We start from the raw sequence: 21,141 nt of genomic DNA, 5'->3' as shown, positions 1-21,141 counted from the left end.
TCACCCTCGCTTTCCGAGTATTAATCAACAGTGTAAATGGAATAGTTCACCTTGCCGGGCAGCCGAATGCCTCTGGAAACAAACAGCCGCCGGTTCAGCCAGTCATATTTTTCTGAGGCCGTCTCAAAGACGGGAGCAGTCCGGAAATAGTATTCGTCCGGGTTGACCTCCTCGTTGTTGTCGAGACGCTTCAGTACTTCCGGCTTACCGGTGCGGATGCCCCTGTAAGTCATCATGATCAGTTCACTGTCTTCCGTCCTCAGAAGGATGCGTACATCTTGGATGATTGTGCCATCCTCGCGTACGGTGATCCAGTCGTCTCCGCCGGGAACAACCTCAGCCGTCAGCAGGTCACCGCGCAGAGAGCCGCCGGTTACACGGATGATACGCCTGTTGCCGATAGGGGTTTTCCCCGGGAGGTGTCCACTTTCCACTGTCAGCTCCATATCGCATAGGAAAGAAAGAGAGGGAGCAGGCAAATGTCTCATCGGGTCAGCGCTCCTTTCTGTTCTGTTCTCCGGTATTTCTTCAATTTATCCTCATCCAGCTCCACACCGAGACCGGGGCCGTCCGGAACCAAAATGCACCCGTCCTCATAGACGAGAGGGTTGATTACCGGATCATCGGCGAGCCAGGAGGGGCCAAACAGCTCGCTTCCATAGTCGAGGTTGGGAATAGAAGCGTAGGCGTGAAGGCAGGCGGCTGTGCCGATCGAGCTTTCCAGAGAAGTTCCCCCAAAGCAGGAAATTCCCGCCGCTTCAGCAATCCCAGCAATTTTAACGGTATTTTTCATCCCTCCGGATTTATGTATTTTCAAGGAAAAAATATCTGCGGCCCGTGTTTCCGCCAGTCGTAATGCGTCCTGCACGGAACTTAGGCTCTCATCTGCCATGACGGGCACCTTCTTCATTTCCGACAGGCGTGCCAGGCCTTCGATGTCTTCCGGCGGCAGGGGCTGTTCCAAGAAATCAATGCCCGCTTCAAAGAAGGCATCCATCCACTTTACTGCAGTGATCCGGTCCCACGAACCGTTCGGGTCTATACCGATCGTAGACTTGCCTCGCAGGCCTTCGGCGATCCGGATATTTCGCTTGGCGTCATCCTCCGGCGCCTCTTTTCCGGATTTAGTCTTGAAATTGACGTAGTTCCCAGAGTCTACAAGGCTTTGGGCCTCTTCGATATCACCGTCAGGTGTGCCGGACGCCAGAGCCCAGCGAACCGGTATCCTGTCACGGTTCTGGCCGCCCAGCAACTGATGGACCGGGACTCCGTATGTTTTCCCAAGCCCGTCAAACAGCGCCATTTCTATAGATGCTTTAGCAAAGACGTTACCTCTGATCCGGCGGTTGAGCTTCTGGAGCAGATGCTCAATCTGTGCCGGATCCTCATCAAGCAAAAGTGGAGCGGCATATCGATCAAGGACCACCTTCATCGTCTCAACGCTTTCACCGTTCCACCAGATTCCCGGTGTTGTCCCTTCCCCGATTCCGACCACGCCGTTGCTGAATTGCACCCTGATCAGGACAAAGCTCTTGTCTGCAACTTTCTCCGTGGAAAACTGATGCGGACGCTTTATGGGGATGTCCAAAAGTTCCGTTGTAAGGCCTTTGATTCGCAAGGTACTCAACATGATCTCCTCCTGTATTTTTCAAGTCACAAACAAAGAAAAAAGGGGACACAGAATATGCCCCCGGCAGCCGGCACTACTCCCGGCGCATCACGAAATTTAATGAAGACTCTTTATGATCGCCTTTGTCTTCAAGCGACGTAATTAACTCCGTACGGACACCATCCGCCACGTCTGTTTCCAGCCATTTATCGCCTTCGAAGAAAACCTGCGTGATCAAAGTCTCGTGTCCGTCGGCCTCAAACATGAAGTGGAGATGGGCCGGGCGCATGGGATGCTGGTCCATATACCCCAGGAATTCACCGGTTGGGCCCTGATCCGGAATTGAGTAAGGGAGAGGGACAATCGACTTCACTTCAAAATCTCCATTTTGGTCTGTGTAAAAGTGGCCTCTCAAATTATACCGCGGTGCGTCGGCATCGAAAGCGGAGTATTTCCCTGTATGGTCGTTTTGCCACATTTCCACCTTGGTGTTCGCCAGCGGCATGCCATCTGTAGAGCTGACGTTTCCTTTAAAGATCAAAACTTCCCCGGCTTCATCGGGACGCTGAGTAAGCGTATAAGGTTCCCCCGGGACTTTTTCCAGTTCCGGTGACCCTTCAATAAAGTAGGGTCCAAGCAGAGAAGGCTGCGTACCCGGCTTGTCGGTATACATGGCCCGGAGTACATGAGTCTCAAGGAACACATCCGCAAACAGCGGAAGTTCGCCGGCTCTGCCCAGCCGGTCTGCCCAGTTGACGAAGTTTGTATATTCCTCGTGGTTTAGCTTCGCTTCTTTTAAAAACTCCTGAATATGCTTGATGAACAGATTAAATACTTCTTCCACACGCTCGTTCTTTTTAATCGCTTGTTTTTGCAAGATCCTTACCTCCATTTATCCCTCTATTAACCCCAATCCTGCTTAAAAGATCAGCCGGCTTTGAAGACGCGGTTTCATAACATGCCAAACCAGTCCGTATGTATCGAGATCCCTGTTCCGAAGGTGTCTTAAAAGCCCGGCTATTATTTCGAAACTCAGCATACAAGATTCGGGTTATTTAAAATTGTAGCAATATTCGAGTTCCCATAACACCGCATAAACCTATGAAAATATCGTATATAACTATACGGTTATGTCTGATATACCAGTTAGGAAATAGACAAGCACCTCATCTGCCTGCCGTTCGATTGTCTATATTAAAAGCCTTCTGCATTTGGAAACTTGCACGGATCACCATCAAATGGCTCATCCGAAATTTTAATCGACTCTGTTGGGCATCCTTCATGAGCATCTTCCAAATCATCGATCAATTCGTCAGGAACCGGTTTGCTGCCATAATTATCATCTAATACGGCAAACGACAGTCCTTCTTCATCATAGTCAAAAATATCCGGGGCAGCTGCACCACAAGCACCGCAAGCTATACAAGTATCCTGGTCAACAATGGTATATTTGGGCATCTGATTTTCCCTCCTGTAGGTGTTTGAATGACCTAATTTGTTATGGTCTGCTTTTCTTCTCTTTTTTCCATTATTGTCGTACTATGAAGTGATTGCACTCTTGCCGTTGGATCAATAAACACTTTGGCATTACTAACGGCAGTGGCAGCCTCACCAAAACCCGTAGCGACCAATTTCACTTTACCGGGATACGTAGTAATATCTCCGGCTGCATATATTCCTTTAATACTTGTTTCCATGTTGGAGTTGGTCACAATTGAATTTTTCTCTATTTCTAAACCCCATTTCAATATAGGGCCTAACGAAGATACAAACCCATAATTAATTAACACTTCATCCACTGGGATATTGATTTGACGGTCACCTTTCGCTTCTTGCAGTATTATGGATTCTACCTGTTTCTCCCCTATAAGCTTAATTGGATTAAACGGGGTCAAAACCTCTGCCGTTGAGTTCTTTAATAATTCTACGCTGTGTTCGTGTGCCCTGAATGTGTCCCGGCGATGAACGACGGTTACTTGTCTGGCAATCGGCTCAAGCATTAATGCCCAATCCACAGCTGAGTCTCCTCCGCCAAAAACAGCCACCCGCTTATTCCTAAACGTTTCAAGATCAGTGATAAAATAATGAATATTAACCCCTTCATATTGACTGACCTCTTCCAGCTTTAACTTTCGTGGCTGAAAAGCTCCATTTCCTGCCGTGATGATCATTGTCCTGGAATAATGCACCCCGGCATTGGTCTCAATCCGGAAAATTTCATTTTCTCTGCCAATTGATTGGACAGTCTGGTTGAGGCAAATAGTAGTGTTGTCCTCAAACATATTCATCTGTTCAACCAGGTTATCGACAAGGTCTTGTGCCCGAATTTTAGGAAACCCGGCAACATCATAAATATATTTCTCAGGATATAAGGCACTTAATTGCCCTCCCAATTGAGGCAGACTATCAATAATTTTGGCGGTTGCCTGTCTCAGCCCAGCATAAAAAGCAGTAAATATTCCTACAGGCCCGCCCCCGATGATTGTAATATCACGTATTTCCTTGTCTTCCTGCATGACAATCCCTCCCTCAGACTAAAAAATATTTACTTTAAATTTTAAATTTACTAATTGGCCACAACAACAGCCCAATCGGTTGAAAAAATAGACAGTTTCAATAGGCTCCCCGTAGTTTTTGGCTGCACGGAGAAAAGGTACGGACTAACTGAACCACAATCTTCAATACGAGTGGACTATATTTGGTCATGCAGCCAGAGTTACCTGAACAGCCAATATACCTGCAGGGCTGCAAACGCCGGACCTAAAAGTCTTTACCTTGCATTTTAAACAATCCAATGACTGGAAGATCATATTCCAGCAAAATTTAATCTTACCCTTATGCCTGGTGCGGGATGGCGAAATTATAATAAAAAAGTTCAGCTCCTCAAGCAGAGCTGAACGTCTATTATTACTCTTTTACTGCCAATTGGCCTACTGCTGGTTTTGGCATGTATCCCAGATGCTCCAACAGGTCAATGAATTTTTGAATAGTCTCTGCTTGGTATTGACTAATACTTTGTTCATCGAATTGATAAAAGCCTTTTTGCGCTTTCATTCCAATTTCTCCCCGTTCCATTTTTTCACGAATGATCTGAGGAGGAGAAAATCTGTCTGCATCCAGGGATTGCTGTAAATGATTGCCGGCATGGTAAAGGGTATCCGCCCCGCCCCAATCAATGAACTCTAAAAGTCCCAGCACCGCAAATCGTAATCCAAACCCTACCCGGACCGCTTGGTCAATATCTTCGGGAGAAGCGACTCCATCCTCAACAAGTCTGGCTGCCTCATTCATAGCCAGTGCCTGTACTCTTGGAACAATATATCCTGGAGAAGGCGCACATTTGACAGGCACTTTTCCGATTCGTTCCAGCAACTGAAAGACATCCTGCAGGACTTTTTCACTTGTCGCTGCAGCCGGGCTGACCTCTACCAATGGTATAAGGTATGCAGGGTTCAGCCAGTGAGTATTTAAAAACCTGTCTTTTCCTGTAACCATTTCCGCCAGCTCATCAGCAGAATACGCGGAAGATGTAGAGGCGATTGGCACCTCAGGCGGAAGCTCCAAACAAATATGTTTAAATGTCTCTCTTTTCACCTCAGCAATTTCCGGCACCGCTTCAAATACTATATCTGCTTGTCTCCAACCACATTCCTCATTGCTGCTGCGGATATTTATACGATTCAAAACCCATTCAAGCGCCTCTTCAGACAGAACACCACTTCGGGACAGAATAGTCAACTGGCCTTTAATTTCTCTCTTTGCGTCTACAATATACTGAGCAAACTCCTGATCTGTTCTTTGCTTAAAATCCACCAAATCAACTTGGAAGCCCTGATAGGCGAATGTCAGCGCGATGCCCCTGCCCATTCTCCCCGCCCCGGCAATCAGGATAGATCCATTAATTGATTTCATATTGAATGAACCCTTTCTTAAGCAGCTCTTTGATCTCTTCCGGTGTTTTAGACGAAAGACCGATGTTCTCCAAGGTTCGCCCTGTGTTCCTCAGATTCTCCCCCACCATACTGCTGGCCACCGCAAGCAGTCCTGCTGCTGTCGGGACCGGGATATTCAGCCATTCGCCCAGCGAGACCAAAAAAGCCAGCCCACAGGCAATATCTTCTCTCATATACCGGTGTGTCTGTAAATCCAAGGGTTCATACCAATCTTCCCCGTCCACCAGCTCTTCATGGGCCCCATTCCCATACATCCACTCGTCTCCATCCAAATTGTAATGATTGTCCAAAGGAAAGTGCGGAGCGGTATACCCGAGTGTTTCCCTAATTTTGATTCTCTCTGCATCAAGAGCTTTATGGACATTCCTCACTGATGGCTGAGTCCCTTCATCATGTATATCCCATCTGTCAAAATGTTCAATTGGTCCAGCGTTCATTATAATAAGAGGCGGATGGATAATCGGACCTGCATTCATCAAGGCTCCATCTAAGGCATCCTGTATGGGTTCAATGGATGGATAGGCTTCTTTCAATATCTGAAAAGCATGCTCTGATTGGTTTACAGGAAAGACACCGGTCGGGAGCCTCGTCGCACGCCCTGAAATGGAAACGGTTTCTTCATCATATTTCCTGGCCAAATAAGGCAAGGTGCCTGTCTCTGCAAAGGTTATGTTCGCCCGGCATCCTTCCTCTGCAAGTGTTTTTGACATCAGATAGCTCCCAAAGGTGCCTGGAGGCAAAAAGATGACCTGTCCGTCTTCCAGAATAGGAGCCAGCCGCTTTGCCAAAGAAATCTGCGTTGTCGCAGGCAACGGAATGACAATCAGCTTTGCATCTTGTACAGCATCTTTTAAGTCACTTGTCGCTTTATAGAGGGGTACCTCCCGTATTCCTTTTCGGTCTTTCAGAGTAATAGCCTGTTTATCAAGCACTCCTTTAAACGCTTCTTGGTTTCTTCTCCATAATTTGACTTGGTGTCCCTGTTCGGTTAAGTCCACTGCTGCTGCATAGCAGCCGTTGCCTCCCCCAAGTACGGCTATTTTCATGTGATTTTCCCCCTTAAATCATTATTTAGTGTATTCTTCTATCAGTTCGTACAGCCTTTCCCGATACTCCTTGGCCGGCAGACCTTGTGCCTCTGCTCTTTCAACTGCATCATTCTGCACCGTCTCCAATAACTCATCCCACTTTTCTTGATCCGTTAACGAAACAACGCTCAGCCCTTCCTCTTCTTCACTCCATTGCATCGACTCTCTCACATGTTCATCCAGATACTTTCCGGTAAACTCACTCATTTCACTGCTTAAATCCTCAATGACCTTCTGAACATCTTCCGGCAAGGATTCCCACTTATCCTTGTTCATTACGGCTACGAAAGAAGTAATGGTTAACGGGTAATCAGTGACATGTTTTATCGATTCAGCAAGTTTCAAATCCTTCAGGACCTCTCTGGAAGAAATATTCCCCTCAATGACACCGGTCTGCAACGCTTCGGGAACTTCATTTTGTGACATCCCGACAGGGGCCGCTCCAAGCTTTTCCATAATCGGAGTCAAGCCGCCGGATATCCGCAATTGTTTACGTGACAAATCTTCCAAACTAGCAATGGGTTCCACACTTTGAATATAAGAAGGCTCCGTAGCAAATGCGGTAATAATTTTAAATTCTTCCAGGGCTTCAGGTGGATACTCCTGGATCAAATCATGAACTACTTGGCTGGCAACTTCCGAATTAGGATATCCGGAAGGCAAATCTGATATTTCCAACAATGGAAACCGCTTGGGTTCATAAGTTGTTGCGGTAAGTCCTATATCGGCGGTGCCGTTGGCAACTCCTTCAAACATATTGCTCGCTTCCAGAAGGGTTCCTCCAAAAAACATTTCCACTTTGACTTGACCATCGGTTCTTGACTCCAATTCTTCCGCCCACTTCTTCATTTGAACAGCCGGAAAAGTATTATCAGGTGCAAAAAAAGCATAAGACAGTGTAATAGGCTTGGATCCATCTCCCGCAGTTTCTTTTGAACTGCATGCTGCCAACAAAAAGATCACAAAACAACAAACGTAAAGAGCCAAGTATTTCATTTTCGGTATAAACCTCATCTTATTCTCCCCCTTTTTTATGAAAGATTGAATTGTACGTAGTTTTGATTCTTTTTTAAAGCAGCTGTCCAGGATTCCGAACGCTCATAACAATCAGCAATTTCCAGTATCCGCCGGTCGGCAAATGGCTTTCCTATAATTTGGAGCCCGACAGGAAGGTGTTCTTTTGTAAAACCACACGCTACAGTTAAAGCCGGGAAGCCAAGAATATTGGCAAGTGGTGTCTTTCCAAGAACAAACATATTGCTAATCGCCTGTTCTGGAACCATTGTACCTATTTCAAAGGGAATCTGAACGTTTGTCGGTCCGATCAGAGCATCCACTCCCTTCAATTGATCCATTGTTGATTGAATGAACCTCTTCCTGATTCTTTGTGCACGAATATAATCTGTTGCAGATACACCCCGCCCATACCGGAATCGGTACTGTAAATCATCCCCGTATTGATCACTATATTTCTCCAAAAAAGGTTCATGATAGGCGACAACCTCGGACTGAGCTATGGTTCTTAACCCTTCCAGTGCCTTGTCAATGCCCGGAAGGTCTACCGGGATGATTTCTGCTCCAAGTATCTCAAACTGCTTAAATGCTCTCTCAATCACAGATTTAACGTCCGAGTCTATGCCTGAGTACATATATGGCTCATAAAATCCAAGCTTGATATTCTTTAAGTCTTCCAATTTCTTGAAACTTTCAGCTTGTGTGAAACTTGTTTCCTTTCGCCCAATCATTGCATCCAGCATGATGGCCAAGTCTTTGATGGTCCTGGTCATGGGTCCGATATGATCAAGCGACCAGCTGAACGGAAGACTTCCTTCACGGCTGACCAAGTCATATGTAGGCTTGATTCCCACGGTTCCGCACATAGCTGCAGGCAGACGTATCGAACCTGCTGTATCCGTTCCCACGGCACCAAATGCCATCCCGGCTGCGGTTGCCACTGCTGATCCGCCGCTGGAGCCGCCTGGGGTATATTTCAGGTTCCAAGGATTTCTGGCAGGGCCATAATGTGGATTTTCAGTTGTAGCTCCCATTGCAAATTCATGCAAATTTGTTTTTCCTATAATAATTGCTCCTGCTTCTTTCAGGTGCCTGACCGTAACAGCATCCTCATCAGGCACCCAGTCTTTCAATATCTTAGATCCTCCTGTGGTAAGTATATCTTTCGTCTGTACCATATCTTTGACAGCGATCGGTACACCGTGCAAAGGACTGCGAATGTAACCTTTTTGCACCTCTGCCTCAAGGTCTTTTGCCTGTTCCAACGCTTGCTCTTCCGACACGGTAATGAATGCGTTTAGGGCTGGTTGGAACTGTTCAATACGCCCGATGGTCCATTTGGTCAACTCTACAGGGGACAATTCCCGCTTCGTGATTTTCCTGCTGATTTGATCAATCGTTTCAAACAAAATTTCACTCATTTTTATGCTCCCGGAAGTCTTCTAATGAAAAGGAAAAAGCCGGGTCCGTGAATAATAGGTCTTCTTTATTTACCAGCAGTAAATGATATATATATTCTTCCAAAGACAAACTGCACACCCCATTTTTTCATAATCCTCTTATTTAGACTAAGAACAGAACGATTTGCGGGAAAAGCAGCAGCAAGCCGATAAATATGGCATATGTGACGAGAAAATATCCTGCTCCCTTAAATATTGTGGTAATCGGTGTTTTAGGGGTAAGACCCTGTACGACAAAGACGTTCACGCCAACAGGCGGAGTGATGGCTCCCATGCTTGTAACAACACATAGAATTACAGCAAACCAAACCGGATCAAAACCAAGTGCCATCACGGTCGGATAAAATACAGGGATGGAGATGATTAAAAATCCCAATGCATCCATGATCGATCCGCCGATCAAGTAAATGATCAAAATGGAAATCAAGACAAGCATTGGAGGTACCGGCAAATTACTTACCCATTCGGCTACTACATACGGTAATCTTGTAATCGTCAGAAACCGGCCAAACACCATCGCTCCTACGACCAGCATCAAGACCATGGCCGACGAGCGAAGCGCACCTGCAATGGCTGACTGGAAATTTTTCCAGTTCAGCTTTCCCATGGCCAGAGACAGGATAATGGCCCCTGTCGCTCCGAATGCTCCTGACTCAGTCGGGGTAAATAAACCTTGGTATAACCCGCCAATGACAAAGATAAACAATAGGGCAATCGGGATAACATCCTTCAGAGATTTCAGTCTCTCTCCCATGCTGAATTGATCCCCTGCCGGTCCAAGCTCGGGGTTCCTTTTACATAAAAAGACAATCGTTAAAATGAGTAAAGCTGTTAGAAAAATACCAGGAATGATACTTGCTATAAAAAGGTCCTTGATGGACTGCTCCATTTGCAGTGCCAAAATAATCAATACCGTACTTGGCGGGATGATAATTCCCAGTGTTCCCCCGGTTGCGATACTCCCTGTGCTGAGTGCTTTGTTATAGCCGTACTTGTCCAGCTCGGGGAGCGACATCGTTCCCATTGTTGCAGCCGTAGCCGAATTGGAACCACAGATAGACGCAAATCCCGCACTGGCCAATATTGTTGTACTTGCCATTCCTCCCCGGTAATGGCCCACCCATTTATAAGCCGATTCGAAAAGCTTTTCCGCAATACCTGTTCGAAAGACTACCTCGCCCATTAATATATAAAGCGGAATAACGCTTAAAGAATAGCTGGAGAATTGGTTCCATAAATCTGCACTTAACACGTTATACGCGGCGTTTGGTGAAGCGGCTAACAGCAATCCGATAAATCCTACAATAAACATGGCAAAGCTGAGCGGCATTCTCAAGAACATCAACACGAAAAGTATACAGATGCCCAATATCGCCAAAAGATTCGGGTCCATTTATATTTCCTCCTTCCACACTTCAATCGTTTCTTTTACTATGGCTAACACAAGGCTGAAAAAGCCCAAGGAGCATAATATTACCAAGGGATAAAATGAAATTTGCATGGTTTCTGATACAACTCCGCTCTGTTTTAAACTAATGCCATACAAGGAAATTTGCCACCCGGCCATGATAAAAAATAGGATACTGAGGACATTTACCAGTGAATGTGTCAGCTTATGTAAGGCCGGCGGAAATTTCACTATAAGCAGATCGATAAATACATGGCCCTTGTGTAATTGTGCATAACCAAGTGAAAACACGGCAGTCATGGCCCCTAGCCAGCTGACCAGCTCAACTGTTCCGGAAATAGGATCTGAAAACAGGCGTTTGATCGAGTTGAAGACAACCAATAGCATCATACAAATGAGAGAGAGACCGGCCAAATAAGCCAGTCCTTGATTTAAATAATCAGTGAATCTAAAAAATATATTAGGTTTTTCGTCTTTCAATGGAGCATCTGCCGGGTGATTAGGCGCTGTTCGTTCTGATTTTTCAGCTTCTAATTGGATAGACTGTTCTGTTCCCATATAAAAACCTCCTATACTCCATTACTTAAATTCTTCGTTATATTTTTCAATAAGAGATCTCATATCCTCTGCGTACTCTTTTGCGGGATGCCCTTCTTTTTCCAGTTCCTCAACATATTCCTCCTGCATAGCGTTCAAGCGGTCATCCCATGCTTTCTTTTCGCTGTCCGACAACTCAACAATTTCCAAGTCATGAGTTTCCTGGCTCCAAACAATGGAATCCTGAACATGGTGATCCAAGTAATCGCCAGTAAATTCAGTCATCTCTCTGTTTAACTCATCGATTACTTGCCGGACATCCTCAGGAAGCGAGTCCCATTTGTCTTTATTCATAACCGCAATAAACGTGTTTAGAGCTAGTGGGTAGTCAGTTACATAACCCACCATTTCTGCCAGTTTCGTATCCTTCAAGATTTCCCTTGATGAGACATATCCTTCCACTACTCCTGTTTGCAGCGCCTCAGGCACTTCAGCCTGTGACATTCCGACCGGTGCAGCACCGAGTTCTTCCATAATGGGAATCAGTGCTCCGGCAATCCGAAGCTGTTTACCTTTTAAGTCGTTGATAGAAGCAATTGGCACCTTACTTTGAATATAGGCCGGCTCAGTAGCGAAAGTAGTGATGATTTTAAAATCCTTCAGGGGCTCGGGCGGATACTTTTCTACCAAATCAGCCGTTACATGGCTGGCAGATTTAGCGTTGGCATAACCTGATGGCATGTCGGAGATGGCCAGTAAAGGAAATCTGCCGGGTTCATAGGAAGTAGAGGTGAGACCGATATCAGCGGTGCCGTTTGCTACTCCGTCAAACATGTTGTTTGCTTCCAATAAAGATCCGCCAGGAAAGAGCTCGACTTTTACCTTCCCATCCGTTCTTTCCTCAAGACGATTTTTCCACTCCTCCATTTGTACTGCCGGGAAGGTGCCTGCAGGTGCAAAGAAAGCATACGTTAATTTAATAACCTCATCATTTCCTTCTGATGAAGCAGATTCGGAGTTACCGCTGCCCCCGCATCCACTAAGGACAAGAGCTGTCAATACCAATGGCAGTACCCATAACAATCTTTTCATTTTTCCATCCTTTCATAAATTTCTTCAGCAAATTACTTTTCTACCAGGAAAAAAGGGCGACCAATTGATGCTTCCAGGCGGAAATACCGGTCCAAACCTGCTTCGCGGAAGGAGTGCGTCATGTTTGTAATCGTTTGCATGTCTGGAATATTGAATAAGAAGCATGCGTGCCAATTGTTTGGACCTGCATGGCCGGCTGTAAATATGTCCCGGTCAAAGGTGCCTAACAATTCGGAGCCATTGTTTCTCCAGCTCTCCAATATGTCATTCAGCGCCGGCAAAATCTCTTTTTCTTTCTGTTCTTTGGTCGTATCAAACCAGCCGGTAGATTCAAATGTCATAAAAACTCTCAATGGATTAGGAATTTCAGGTGCTCCATGTTTGATTTCGCTCATTTTGTTAACTCCCTTCAATTATGATCTTTATCTTCTGAATAGGCGCATAGGGTATCACTCTGGTTATAAAAATGTGCTGGTTTGGAAAATATCCAAACACGAATTCATCTTATCCATGTTTTCTCAGTGAACATTGAAGTAATAACTCATCCTGTCATTTCCGCTGGCATTTATGTTAAAATTTCTTTCATCACACGCATGGCATTACCGCCGGCAACTTTGGTAATTTCCGCAGAAGAATAGCCTTCCATCACTGTCCAGGCAATCATGTTTTTCATGGCTTCTGCAGGATTTTCAAGTCCCTTTACATACGATGCTTGTAAAAACTCCTCTCCTTTATGTGAGTCAGCAATCCCCAGCATCTCATCAAACGCGTGCTGTACAGCTGTATGATCACCGAAAAAAGTATCCGGCCCAAAGCCCACATGGTCAATACCGACTAAATCTACCAGATATTTAAAGTGTTCCATGACGGAGTAAATAGAATGTTCACGGTAATTTCTTGTCAGAGTCGTATTAGGTGCGGCACATACCCCTATGATTCCGCCTTTTTCCGCACAAGCCTTTAACACCTCATCAGACTTCATCCGGGGAGTATTCCATAACGCCCGCGCCCCGGCATGGGTAATAAGAACTGGTTGTTCACTTGCTTCTATGACATCCAGGCTTGTCCTGTCTCCACAATGGGAGATATCAATGATCATCCCTAAGCGGTTCATTCTTTCAATCACTTTTCGGCCAAAATGAGTAAGACCGCCATCAACTGTCTCTCCAAGCCCGGATCCTAAAGTATTTGCATGGTTATACGTGATCCCCATGCACCGTATTCCTAACCCATAGAGGATATCCACACGGTCGATTTCATTCTCTAATGCACTTGCCGCCTCCAGGGACGGCAATAGTGCTATTTGCCGGCTGTCTTTTGCTCTTTGCAGTTCCTGGAAGTTACTGGCAATGTATACTGTCTCCTGCTTTTGAATATCTTCATACCTGCTTCCAAGCAAATAGATGACATCGTCCCATTTCAGGCCGCTTTTAGAAGTTATCAGGGAAATTCCATCCATAAAATTCTCAAAAATGATATCTATGCCTGATTGGGCTAAACCTTCATAATGGAAATGCGTATGAATCCGGCTGCAATACGGAACGATATCTCTCTCATTTTTTGGTGCGATAAATCCGTGATCCCGCAGTGATACGATCGTCTCCTTCTCAATAATCTCTTGTAAAACTCTCTCTTCCTCTTCTGTCATTTCCAGGGTAAACCGGGGAACGCGGTCAAGTTCGTAAGAGAGTTCCACATCTCTATATTCTCTGCCGGGCTCCAAATAACTAAAAGAGCGGTATCCAGTGTACTTTTTCACATTTACAGAAATAATTATTGTCCTACCTTCTTTCTTGGTTCAAACTGTTCTTTCAATGGGAAAGCTTCCTGCCATGTTTTCCGATTGTCATCATACAGACCATCACTGTACAGTGTCTTTAATGAATCATTATCCAGCGGCATCGGGTCTGTCCCGTCCCTGAACGCTTTTGCCTGTTTCAACAGAAGACGGCGCATATGAATGATGGGCACATCACTTGTTCCCAGTCGCTCTCTCGAACGGTCGACAATCGTTCCCATTGTTTCTGTTGCAGCATGGTCCTGGTTCGCGATTCCCCTGATACCTGTAAAGTTTGCTGTTTTCTGCAACTGCCGATCTTGGAGGTATTCATTGTCCATGTTGATCTTTTTCCTGTAATTTTCATCCAATTCCAACCCGCGTCTCGCATGCTGTGCTTCCACGTCGATTTTTCCTTTATGGGTAAATTGGACATCCCACGCCCAGGTACTGTGGTCATCTCTTGGAATAAAGGCGTGCCACATGCCGTCTTCCCCGCCGAATCGCGGCGGATACGTATAGAATGGGAATATATAATGAATTTCCATAAAGGCATTTTCTTTTTCGTTTCCTATTCCTACTGCAATACAGCGCTTCCCATAGTTCGTATCCTGGACTGCCTGTTTGACCGGCGGATTCTTAACAAGCGGATGGTTCGGATCAATACCAAGGTCGCTGCTCAAAATTCCGTCCTTTACGTTTTGTTCCATATGGGCCCTATGCAGGAAGGCTGCGTGAACAAAGTCAAGGTCATTTTCCATCACTTGCGCATAGTTACATTCCTGCCAGACGCGCTCTACCAATTTGCTCTCCTCGGGTAAGCCCATCCAATAAAAATCGGGGAACGGCGGCATTTTCTCTTCAGGACCCATATATGTCCAGATGATCCCGCTAACTTCTTTCACAGGATAATTTTTTAACTTAATAGATTGCCTGAACTTTCCGTCTGTTGGCTCCGAAGGGATTTCCATGCAGTTTCCTTCTGTGTCAAATTTCCACCCATGGTACATGCAGCGAAGTCCGCAATCCGCATTGATCCCGTAATAGAGAGAGGTTCCTCTATGCGGACAACGCTCATCTATCAATCCAACTTTCCCTCTGGTATCACGGAAAGCAACGAGGTCCTCTCCCAAAAGCCTGATACGCTGCGGCTTACCGTCTTTTTCAAGTTCTTCGGATCGAAGTGCAGGAATCCAATATCTCCGAAACATATCTCCCATAGGTGTACCAGGACCTGTTTGAGTTAATAATTGGTTGTCTTCTTTCGTCAGCATTTACCTTTCCTCCTAATGAAAAATCGGTATATGAATTTAGTAGATTGCCAAGTCTTTTACTTGCCTTATCTCCCCTCTGAAAAATAACAGAGGATCTTTTTCCATATCATAATGGGATCTCTTCACTTTTCCGATAATGATTTTATGGTCGCCACCCTCATATATCTTTTCAACATGACATTCAAGAGTGGCCAGGTTCCCTTGAAGAATAGGGACTCCGTCTTCCGAAAGCGTGTAATCGGCATTCGCAAACTTATCCTCCCCTTTTTTGGCAAATCCCCAACATTCTTCCACCTGACCCTGTTCAAGAATATTTACAGCAAAAGGGCGTTGCTTTTTGAAAGCCCCAAGGCTTCCAGCTTTTTTATCTATACATACGAGGATCAAGGGCGGTTCCAGCGAGAGGGAGGAAAATGCATTCGCTGTCAAACCGATATTCTCGGTTCCGGTTGTTGTCGTTATGACAGTTACACCGGTTGCAAAGTGGCCCAAGGTGTTTCTGAATTCTCTTGGTTCCATTCAGTATGCCTCCTTATTATGTTTTAGTGATTGAGCTAAGCTGTTGTTAAGTGATCTACGTTGCCAAGCAAGAGCAATATTTGCAGAGAGAGTTGCACCTGAAATCTGCTGTTGGAATCTGATAAATCCGTATCCAGCAACTCCTCAATTTTTTGAACCCTGTACCTCATTCCGCTGATGGAAATACACATTTCTCTTGCTGTTTTATGAAGGTTAAATTCATTCTGAGAATACTGCATAAGGGTATGTAACAATTCTGAATTTCTTTTTTTATCGTACTCAATCAGGGATCTTAAATTTTCATTTGCAAAGGCTTCCAATTCTTCGGGATCCCTCGCACTCAGAAAGAGTGTCAGATGTCCCAGTTCATTAGAAAGCACCACTTTATTTTCGGCTTTTTTCCAAATAGCCAGTTCAACTGCACGTTTTACTTCCTGAAACTTTTTATAGAAGTCAGATATATCTTTTGTTTGGTCGCTTAAACCAATATATACGTTGGTAAAGCCCAGTTTTTTGATCAGCTGTTCAGCAAAGTGTTTGGGAGACTTATACCGATTATCAATTGAATGTTTATCAATAATGGCTTGTATAGAATTTAATTTAGGCAATAATAAAGGCTCGTACTCTTCATATAAAAAATCCTGATAGATATATTCGGAAATTTTGTTTCTAATATTTAAATATGCATAATCTTCGATCTCTTTTGAATTGACTTCCTCTTCAATGACTACATACATGACGTAGTGTTCGGTAGAAAGGTTATAGTCGAGGTATGAAAACCTGTCATAAATTTCATTTCTGTCTATGCTTTTATTATTAAGCAGCTGCTCCAGAAGTTCTCCTTTTAAGCGCTGCTCTGTTTCAATAGCAACTCTTTCATTTTGCATATGAAGCGCTGAAATAATTGCCGCTCTTTCTAACAGGTCCTTGTAAAATTCATCACTCTCGTGATCGATAACGATGGTGATGTAACCGAAAATTTTACTCTTTATTAAAATGGGGGTTGTTAAAAATTTAAAGGTCTTATCTTTTAGGGACCATTCAATGAAAGAATTGCCGGTAAGGTCATTTAATCTTTCTCTTATATTGGTGACACTCATATATGTATGAATCCCCGGAATGTCACCATATGAAGCCAGTTTTTCATAATGCCTGCCTTCAATCAACACAGGGCAGTGGAGGGTTTTCCCTATAGTTTCTGCAAATCCCGGAAGACCCTTTCCTTGAAGCATATCCTGAGTAAGGTTTTGACTAAGGGTATAGCCAATTTTCAGTTTCTCTTTCTGCTGTTCAATTCTTTTGTACATATGATCCAATTCAACGGCCATGTCCGTATCTTCATAGTAGAAAAGCTCTTCTGAAATATCATCGCCCCACTCATCTACTGTCTTTCCAATATAACTGCAATGGTCATCTCCTTTCGCTTTGCACTTTACCTCTTTAAAGATTACTTTTTTGCCCATGCATTCGGTTGTGTATCCGCTTGCATAACCGATTAAATAATAGCAGACAGGTTCATGGTACTTACCAGAATACGTCAAATGCTGTTTCGCCTCATAAGAATCGATCCAGTAGCCAGAAACATTAAATTGGCCCTTTTCCATATCCACTTGGAAATTTTCAGGGTACGAAAGGACCCTCCCGGTAAGGTGATGCACTTTTGAGCCGGCGATCAGCCATTCCACATCATCTTCCCAATCAATGACCTTCTTTAGAATTCTTGCTTCATGAACACCACAGTTCCATCCATAACGCATTAAGAATCTTTTTGCCCTGCTAATCCCAAGTGCACTAGTTAAGTCCTTACGCAGTAATCCCCAGGCATCTGTACTATTAAAAGTCAGCTGTAAGTCCTTTAATTTCACTCCAGATTTTTCCTGAGTTGTGATTAGATGGCTTAATGAGAGCTCTTGTGCCTTCATCCCCAAAGATATCACCCTTATTGTTTTTATTTCTCATTTAAGCACTTATCGGCTAAGTAATAAAGGCAGTTTTTGACTTAAACCACCTTACCTTGATCTGGCTGTAAACATATTTGTTTCCTTTCGGCAGGTAAGTTTGCCATTGGATAATCGAAAAACAAATTGTCAAGCAAGACCTTCACTGACTGTATATGATGGATTCGGGAAGATTGTCGTAATCCGCCCTCTGCCTGTTGCCTGTGAATGTTGTTTCATCATTTTGGTTTGCACTTAAGCATCAATACCACTCTCACCTTCCAGAAAAGTTTTTTGAGGAACACTTAATAATAGTTTTAATTTTTTATACTATCCTAATATTAATTCCTGGTATATTAGCAAACAACCGCATATCCTGTCTAAAAAATGACTATATTCTGTATGATTCATACTAATATGGGTTGCTATAGTCTTGGCAGAGTAAATGCATCCCTTTAAAATGGTCCTGCCAGGACATATTTTTATCCCTTACTGTCACCGGGGAAGAAACCTGTCGAGGAAATGGGGTCAGGGGGAAAAGATCGGCTTAAAAGATTGACCTGGATAACATTGATTTCATTAAAAAAACAAAAAGGGATTGCAGACTGCGTCCGGTTCCTCCCCATAATAAATAACCCCTTTCCGTAGGAGTCGGTAAAAATAGACAGGTTTAGCGGACGGCGTGTATTTTCTAAAGTTCCCATACTTTTTCAAAAAACCTCTACTATCAACACGATGCTTAAACAAAAAAAGCAAGAGCCCTTTTAGCCCTTGCCTTTCATTATTGTAGGAGGTATCAATATTCTCGAATAGTTTAATGATTAACAATTCCAAAAGCAAATCTATTATTCAATAGCTGAAATGTATTTATCAAATTGACTGTTCTTTTCATATATAGGTTGAACTGCTTCCTTCAGTGATTCAATATCGATTTTTCCATCAGCTTTACGAGTAACCTCTACACCCGAATCTATTGCTTCCTGGAAAAGAGCCTTCTCCATTTTTTCACTCTCTACCGTTCCATCTTTTGCATACTTAGCTCCCAGTTCCAAGAAAATATCTTGAATTTCCGGCTCAAAACTATCAAACAAATCTTGATTAATTAAAATTAAGGAGGCTGAGAATGTCATTTGTATCTCACTTAAATAATCTGTTACTTCAAAGATCTTAAAATTATCATGGGCAGGCATATCACCTTCATAGCCGTGCGCCACCCCTTGTTGTAATGCTGTATACATTTCAGGTGCAGCAATAGGAGTGGGATCCGCACCTAATGCCCTGTACACATCCGTTGTAAGCGGGTCTTCGTTCACCCTCATTTGAAGTCCTTTTAAGTCTTCGGCGTTCAGGATTGGTCTTTTAGAGTTACTTAAGCTTTTAAAACCATTGCCTATATATCCTAAGTTTTTCATCCCTACTTCTTCTGCTTTTTCATTTAAAAGTTGTCCAAATTCCCCCTCTAAAGAATCATACACATGTTGAACATCATCAAAGAGAAAGGGCATTTGAAAGACAGCAAAGTCTGCCGCAAAATTGGACAAAGGACCTGTTGAAGTAATAACCATATCTAACGAACCTTGCTGAACTTCTTTAGTCATCTCCACTTCATTACCTAATTGGGCTGCAGGGTAAACCTCAATCTTGATCTTACCATCAGTTCTTTCTTCCATCTCTTCCGCGAATTTTTCTGCCGAGTTAAAATAAGTGACCCCTTCGTTTGCTTGATGCCCCAGTCTGAGTGTAATGGTTTCATCGGAAGTTGCTGAACCACTATTAGAGGCCTCACTGCTCCCGCATGCAGCTAAAGCAAAACTCAAAGCAATTACACATAATAAATTAAGTATTTTTCCTTTAGCAAATATCTTCAAAATGCCCATCCCCTTATTAATGTTTTTAAAAAACTTTATTTCTTATTCATTTATCCCATTGGAGCCTATCAGCAAAAGTTCCAAGTTTGGACTGTATATCCACATCCCGCCTCCTTCCACTGTGCATTTCTCTCAATTATCTAAACAACCTGCAGTAATATAGGTAAGTAGTTTCTAATATTAATTGAACATTAGTTCAGCAAACCCGGAACTTATTTGAGGAAGAAAAATGATAAGGATTAAATCAACAATCATGATGAGAATAAAAGGAATTACCTTCCTTACTGCCCCTTCAAAAGTTGTATTTGCCACTTTACTGGCCACAAATAAATTTACACCCAGGGGCGGCGTCAATACCCCAATGCTTAAGTTAACGATCAAAATAATTCCGAAATGGATAGGATCAAATCCAAGATTGACAGCCACCGGCAACAGGATGGGGGTTGTAATGATTAAAGCTGCAGCTGCATCCATGAATGTTCCAAGCAGCAGCAAAAGCAGATTGATTAATAACATCGCTGCAACGGGTCCCAAATTCGCACTTTCTATGGCTGCTGCAAGGTTTTGCGGGACCCGGTCCAGTATTAGGAACATTCCGAAAAAAGAAGCTGTGGCAATGATCAGACAAAGGGAAGATGTCGTAAGCACCGTTGATATTAAGATTTTCCTTAATATTGACAGGTTGATTTCTTTGTAAACAAATGTTCCGACAATAAAGCCATATGCGACGGCAACTGCTGCTGCTTCCGTAGGAGTAAAAATCCCACCGTATATTCCTCCAAGAATAATGACAGGCATCAGCAAAGCCAAGATGGACTTTCGGAAAGTTACAATCAGATCACCATATCCCCTTTTTTCCGTGGTTTCGTATCCTTCCTTACGTGCAATGAAATAGGAAAGGAACATAAATGATACCCCAATCAGCAAACCTGGGATAATCCCTGCTATAAACATCTGTCCTACAGACACACCGCCTGCAACAGCATATAAGACCATTGGAATACTGGGTGGGATAATCCCCCCTATGTTCCCTGCAGAAGCATGGAGAGCAGCAGCGAAGTTCCGATCATAACCAAGCTTTACCATTGAGGGGATCATAATCGATCCTATCGCAACAGTAGTAGCAATAGCCGAACCTGAGATAGCTGCAAAAAATATACTGGCCATAATGGAAACATGAGCTAAACCGCCCCTGTAATGGCCAACGAAACTTTTAGCCAAATCTATCAGTCTTTCAGAGATCCCGCCAAATTCCATCAGTTTGCCTGCCAAAACAAAAAAGGGAATGGCCATAAGCGTAATGGAATCCAAGGAGGAGAACATCGATTGCGGAAGCTTAATCAGCTGAATATCACCTGACAGCGTAACAACAGCCAATGTTGCTAATCCAATGCCTATAAATACTGGAACATTCATAAAGAATAACACCAATAAAATAATAACCAGCAGAAAAGCCATTTAAGTCCCCTCCTCTCCTGGAACGTATTGTCAAAACTTTTATATTAAATAGGCTATAGAATGTCTTTATAGCGGGCTTTATAAGCAAAAAAATTGCCACCCCCTGAATTCTAAGGATAATTGAAGTTACTACACACCCAAAAACCT

19 protein-coding genes are annotated in these 21,141 nt (G+C 43.8%); all 19 read right to left on the bottom strand.

All coding sequences use genetic code 11. The features are described 5' to 3' along the window. Positions 1 to 20: 20 nt before the first annotated feature. Positions 21 to 488, bottom strand: a complete 468-nt coding sequence (locus ACFSCZ_RS20020) for a DUF3237 domain-containing protein (protein WP_380776906.1) — start codon at positions 486 to 488, stop codon at positions 21 to 23. Further along, positions 485 to 1,630 carry a muconate cycloisomerase family protein gene (locus ACFSCZ_RS20015; protein WP_380776904.1) on the bottom strand — a complete coding sequence of 382 codons (1,146 nt, stop codon included), beginning with the start codon at positions 1,628 to 1,630 and terminating at the stop codon, positions 485 to 487. The genes ACFSCZ_RS20020 and ACFSCZ_RS20015 overlap by 4 nt, the downstream gene beginning before the upstream one ends. Before the next feature lie 73 nt (positions 1,631 to 1,703). Beyond that, a complete protein-coding gene (locus ACFSCZ_RS20010) occupies positions 1,704 to 2,486 on the bottom strand; it encodes a dioxygenase family protein (RefSeq protein WP_380776902.1) in 783 nt (260 codons plus the stop codon). Between the two features lie 317 nt (positions 2,487 to 2,803). Continuing rightward, entirely contained in the window at positions 2,804 to 3,067 is a 264-nt protein-coding gene (locus ACFSCZ_RS20005) for a ferredoxin (RefSeq protein WP_380776900.1), read from the bottom strand. Between the two features lie 32 nt (positions 3,068 to 3,099). Then, positions 3,100 to 4,125, bottom strand: coding sequence for an NAD(P)/FAD-dependent oxidoreductase (locus ACFSCZ_RS20000; RefSeq protein WP_380776898.1), 1,026 nt, complete (start codon positions 4,123 to 4,125; stop codon positions 3,100 to 3,102). 391 nt (positions 4,126 to 4,516) lie between these two features. Then, positions 4,517 to 5,521 carry a 3-hydroxybutyryl-CoA dehydrogenase gene (locus tag ACFSCZ_RS19995; protein WP_380776894.1) on the bottom strand — a complete coding sequence of 335 codons (1,005 nt, stop codon included), beginning with the start codon at positions 5,519 to 5,521 and terminating at the stop codon, positions 4,517 to 4,519. Next, positions 5,508 to 6,608 carry an NAD/NADP-dependent octopine/nopaline dehydrogenase family protein gene (locus ACFSCZ_RS19990; protein WP_380776890.1) on the bottom strand — a complete coding sequence of 367 codons (1,101 nt, stop codon included), beginning with the start codon at positions 6,606 to 6,608 and terminating at the stop codon, positions 5,508 to 5,510. Before ACFSCZ_RS19990 ends, ACFSCZ_RS19995 begins: the two co-directional genes overlap by 14 nt. Positions 6,609 to 6,629: 21 nt before the next feature. Then, a complete protein-coding gene (locus tag ACFSCZ_RS19985; protein WP_380776886.1) occupies positions 6,630 to 7,664 on the bottom strand; it encodes a TRAP transporter substrate-binding protein in 1,035 nt (344 codons plus the stop codon). A gap of 17 nt (positions 7,665 to 7,681) precedes the next feature. Next, the gene (locus ACFSCZ_RS19980; RefSeq protein ID WP_380776882.1) at positions 7,682 to 9,085 is read right to left on the bottom strand and encodes an amidase; all 1,404 of its coding nucleotides are present in this window, start codon (positions 9,083 to 9,085) and stop codon (positions 7,682 to 7,684) included. A 142-nt stretch (positions 9,086 to 9,227) separates the two neighbouring features. Beyond that, the gene (locus tag ACFSCZ_RS19975) at positions 9,228 to 10,517 is read right to left on the bottom strand and encodes a TRAP transporter large permease (RefSeq protein ID WP_380776880.1); all 1,290 of its coding nucleotides are present in this window, start codon (positions 10,515 to 10,517) and stop codon (positions 9,228 to 9,230) included. Continuing rightward, on the bottom strand, positions 10,518 to 11,090 hold the full coding sequence (locus tag ACFSCZ_RS19970) for a TRAP transporter small permease (protein ID WP_380776878.1): 573 nt from the start codon (positions 11,088 to 11,090) through the stop codon (positions 10,518 to 10,520). 21 nt (positions 11,091 to 11,111) lie between these two features. After that, complete coding sequence (locus tag ACFSCZ_RS19965) at positions 11,112 to 12,161, bottom strand: TRAP transporter substrate-binding protein (protein WP_380776875.1); 1,050 nt, start codon at positions 12,159 to 12,161, stop codon at positions 11,112 to 11,114. Positions 12,162 to 12,193: 32 nt separating this feature from the next. Further along, on the bottom strand, positions 12,194 to 12,556 hold the full coding sequence (locus tag ACFSCZ_RS19960; protein WP_380776871.1) for a hypothetical protein: 363 nt from the start codon (positions 12,554 to 12,556) through the stop codon (positions 12,194 to 12,196). A 170-nt stretch (positions 12,557 to 12,726) separates the two neighbouring features. Continuing rightward, positions 12,727 to 13,857 (bottom strand): dipeptidase, encoded by a 1,131-nt coding sequence (locus tag ACFSCZ_RS19955; protein WP_380776866.1) that lies wholly within the window; start codon positions 13,855 to 13,857, stop codon positions 12,727 to 12,729. A 77-nt stretch (positions 13,858 to 13,934) separates the two neighbouring features. Next, positions 13,935 to 15,212, bottom strand: coding sequence for a Rieske 2Fe-2S domain-containing protein (locus tag ACFSCZ_RS19950; RefSeq protein WP_380776863.1), 1,278 nt, complete (start codon positions 15,210 to 15,212; stop codon positions 13,935 to 13,937). A gap of 36 nt (positions 15,213 to 15,248) precedes the next feature. Next, the gene (locus ACFSCZ_RS19945) at positions 15,249 to 15,731 is read right to left on the bottom strand and encodes a flavin reductase family protein (protein WP_380776861.1); all 483 of its coding nucleotides are present in this window, start codon (positions 15,729 to 15,731) and stop codon (positions 15,249 to 15,251) included. Between the two features lie 35 nt (positions 15,732 to 15,766). After that, positions 15,767 to 17,653 carry a XylR N-terminal domain-containing protein gene (locus tag ACFSCZ_RS19940; protein ID WP_380776857.1) on the bottom strand — a complete coding sequence of 629 codons (1,887 nt, stop codon included), beginning with the start codon at positions 17,651 to 17,653 and terminating at the stop codon, positions 15,767 to 15,769. 860 nt (positions 17,654 to 18,513) lie between these two features. Next, positions 18,514 to 19,536 (bottom strand): TRAP transporter substrate-binding protein, encoded by a 1,023-nt coding sequence (locus ACFSCZ_RS19935; RefSeq protein WP_380776855.1) that lies wholly within the window; start codon positions 19,534 to 19,536, stop codon positions 18,514 to 18,516. Positions 19,537 to 19,716: 180 nt separating this feature from the next. Continuing rightward, complete coding sequence (locus ACFSCZ_RS19930) at positions 19,717 to 20,994, bottom strand: TRAP transporter large permease (RefSeq protein ID WP_380776854.1); 1,278 nt, start codon at positions 20,992 to 20,994, stop codon at positions 19,717 to 19,719. Positions 20,995 to 21,141 lie beyond the last annotated feature (147 nt).

It is taken from the genome of Siminovitchia sediminis (genome assembly GCF_042680885.1).
Classification (GTDB): domain Bacteria; phylum Bacillota; class Bacilli; order Bacillales; family Bacillaceae_C; genus Siminovitchia; species Siminovitchia sediminis.
The sequence above is the reverse complement of the archived record's forward strand: the minus strand, read 5'-3'. Positions and strand labels throughout refer to the sequence as shown.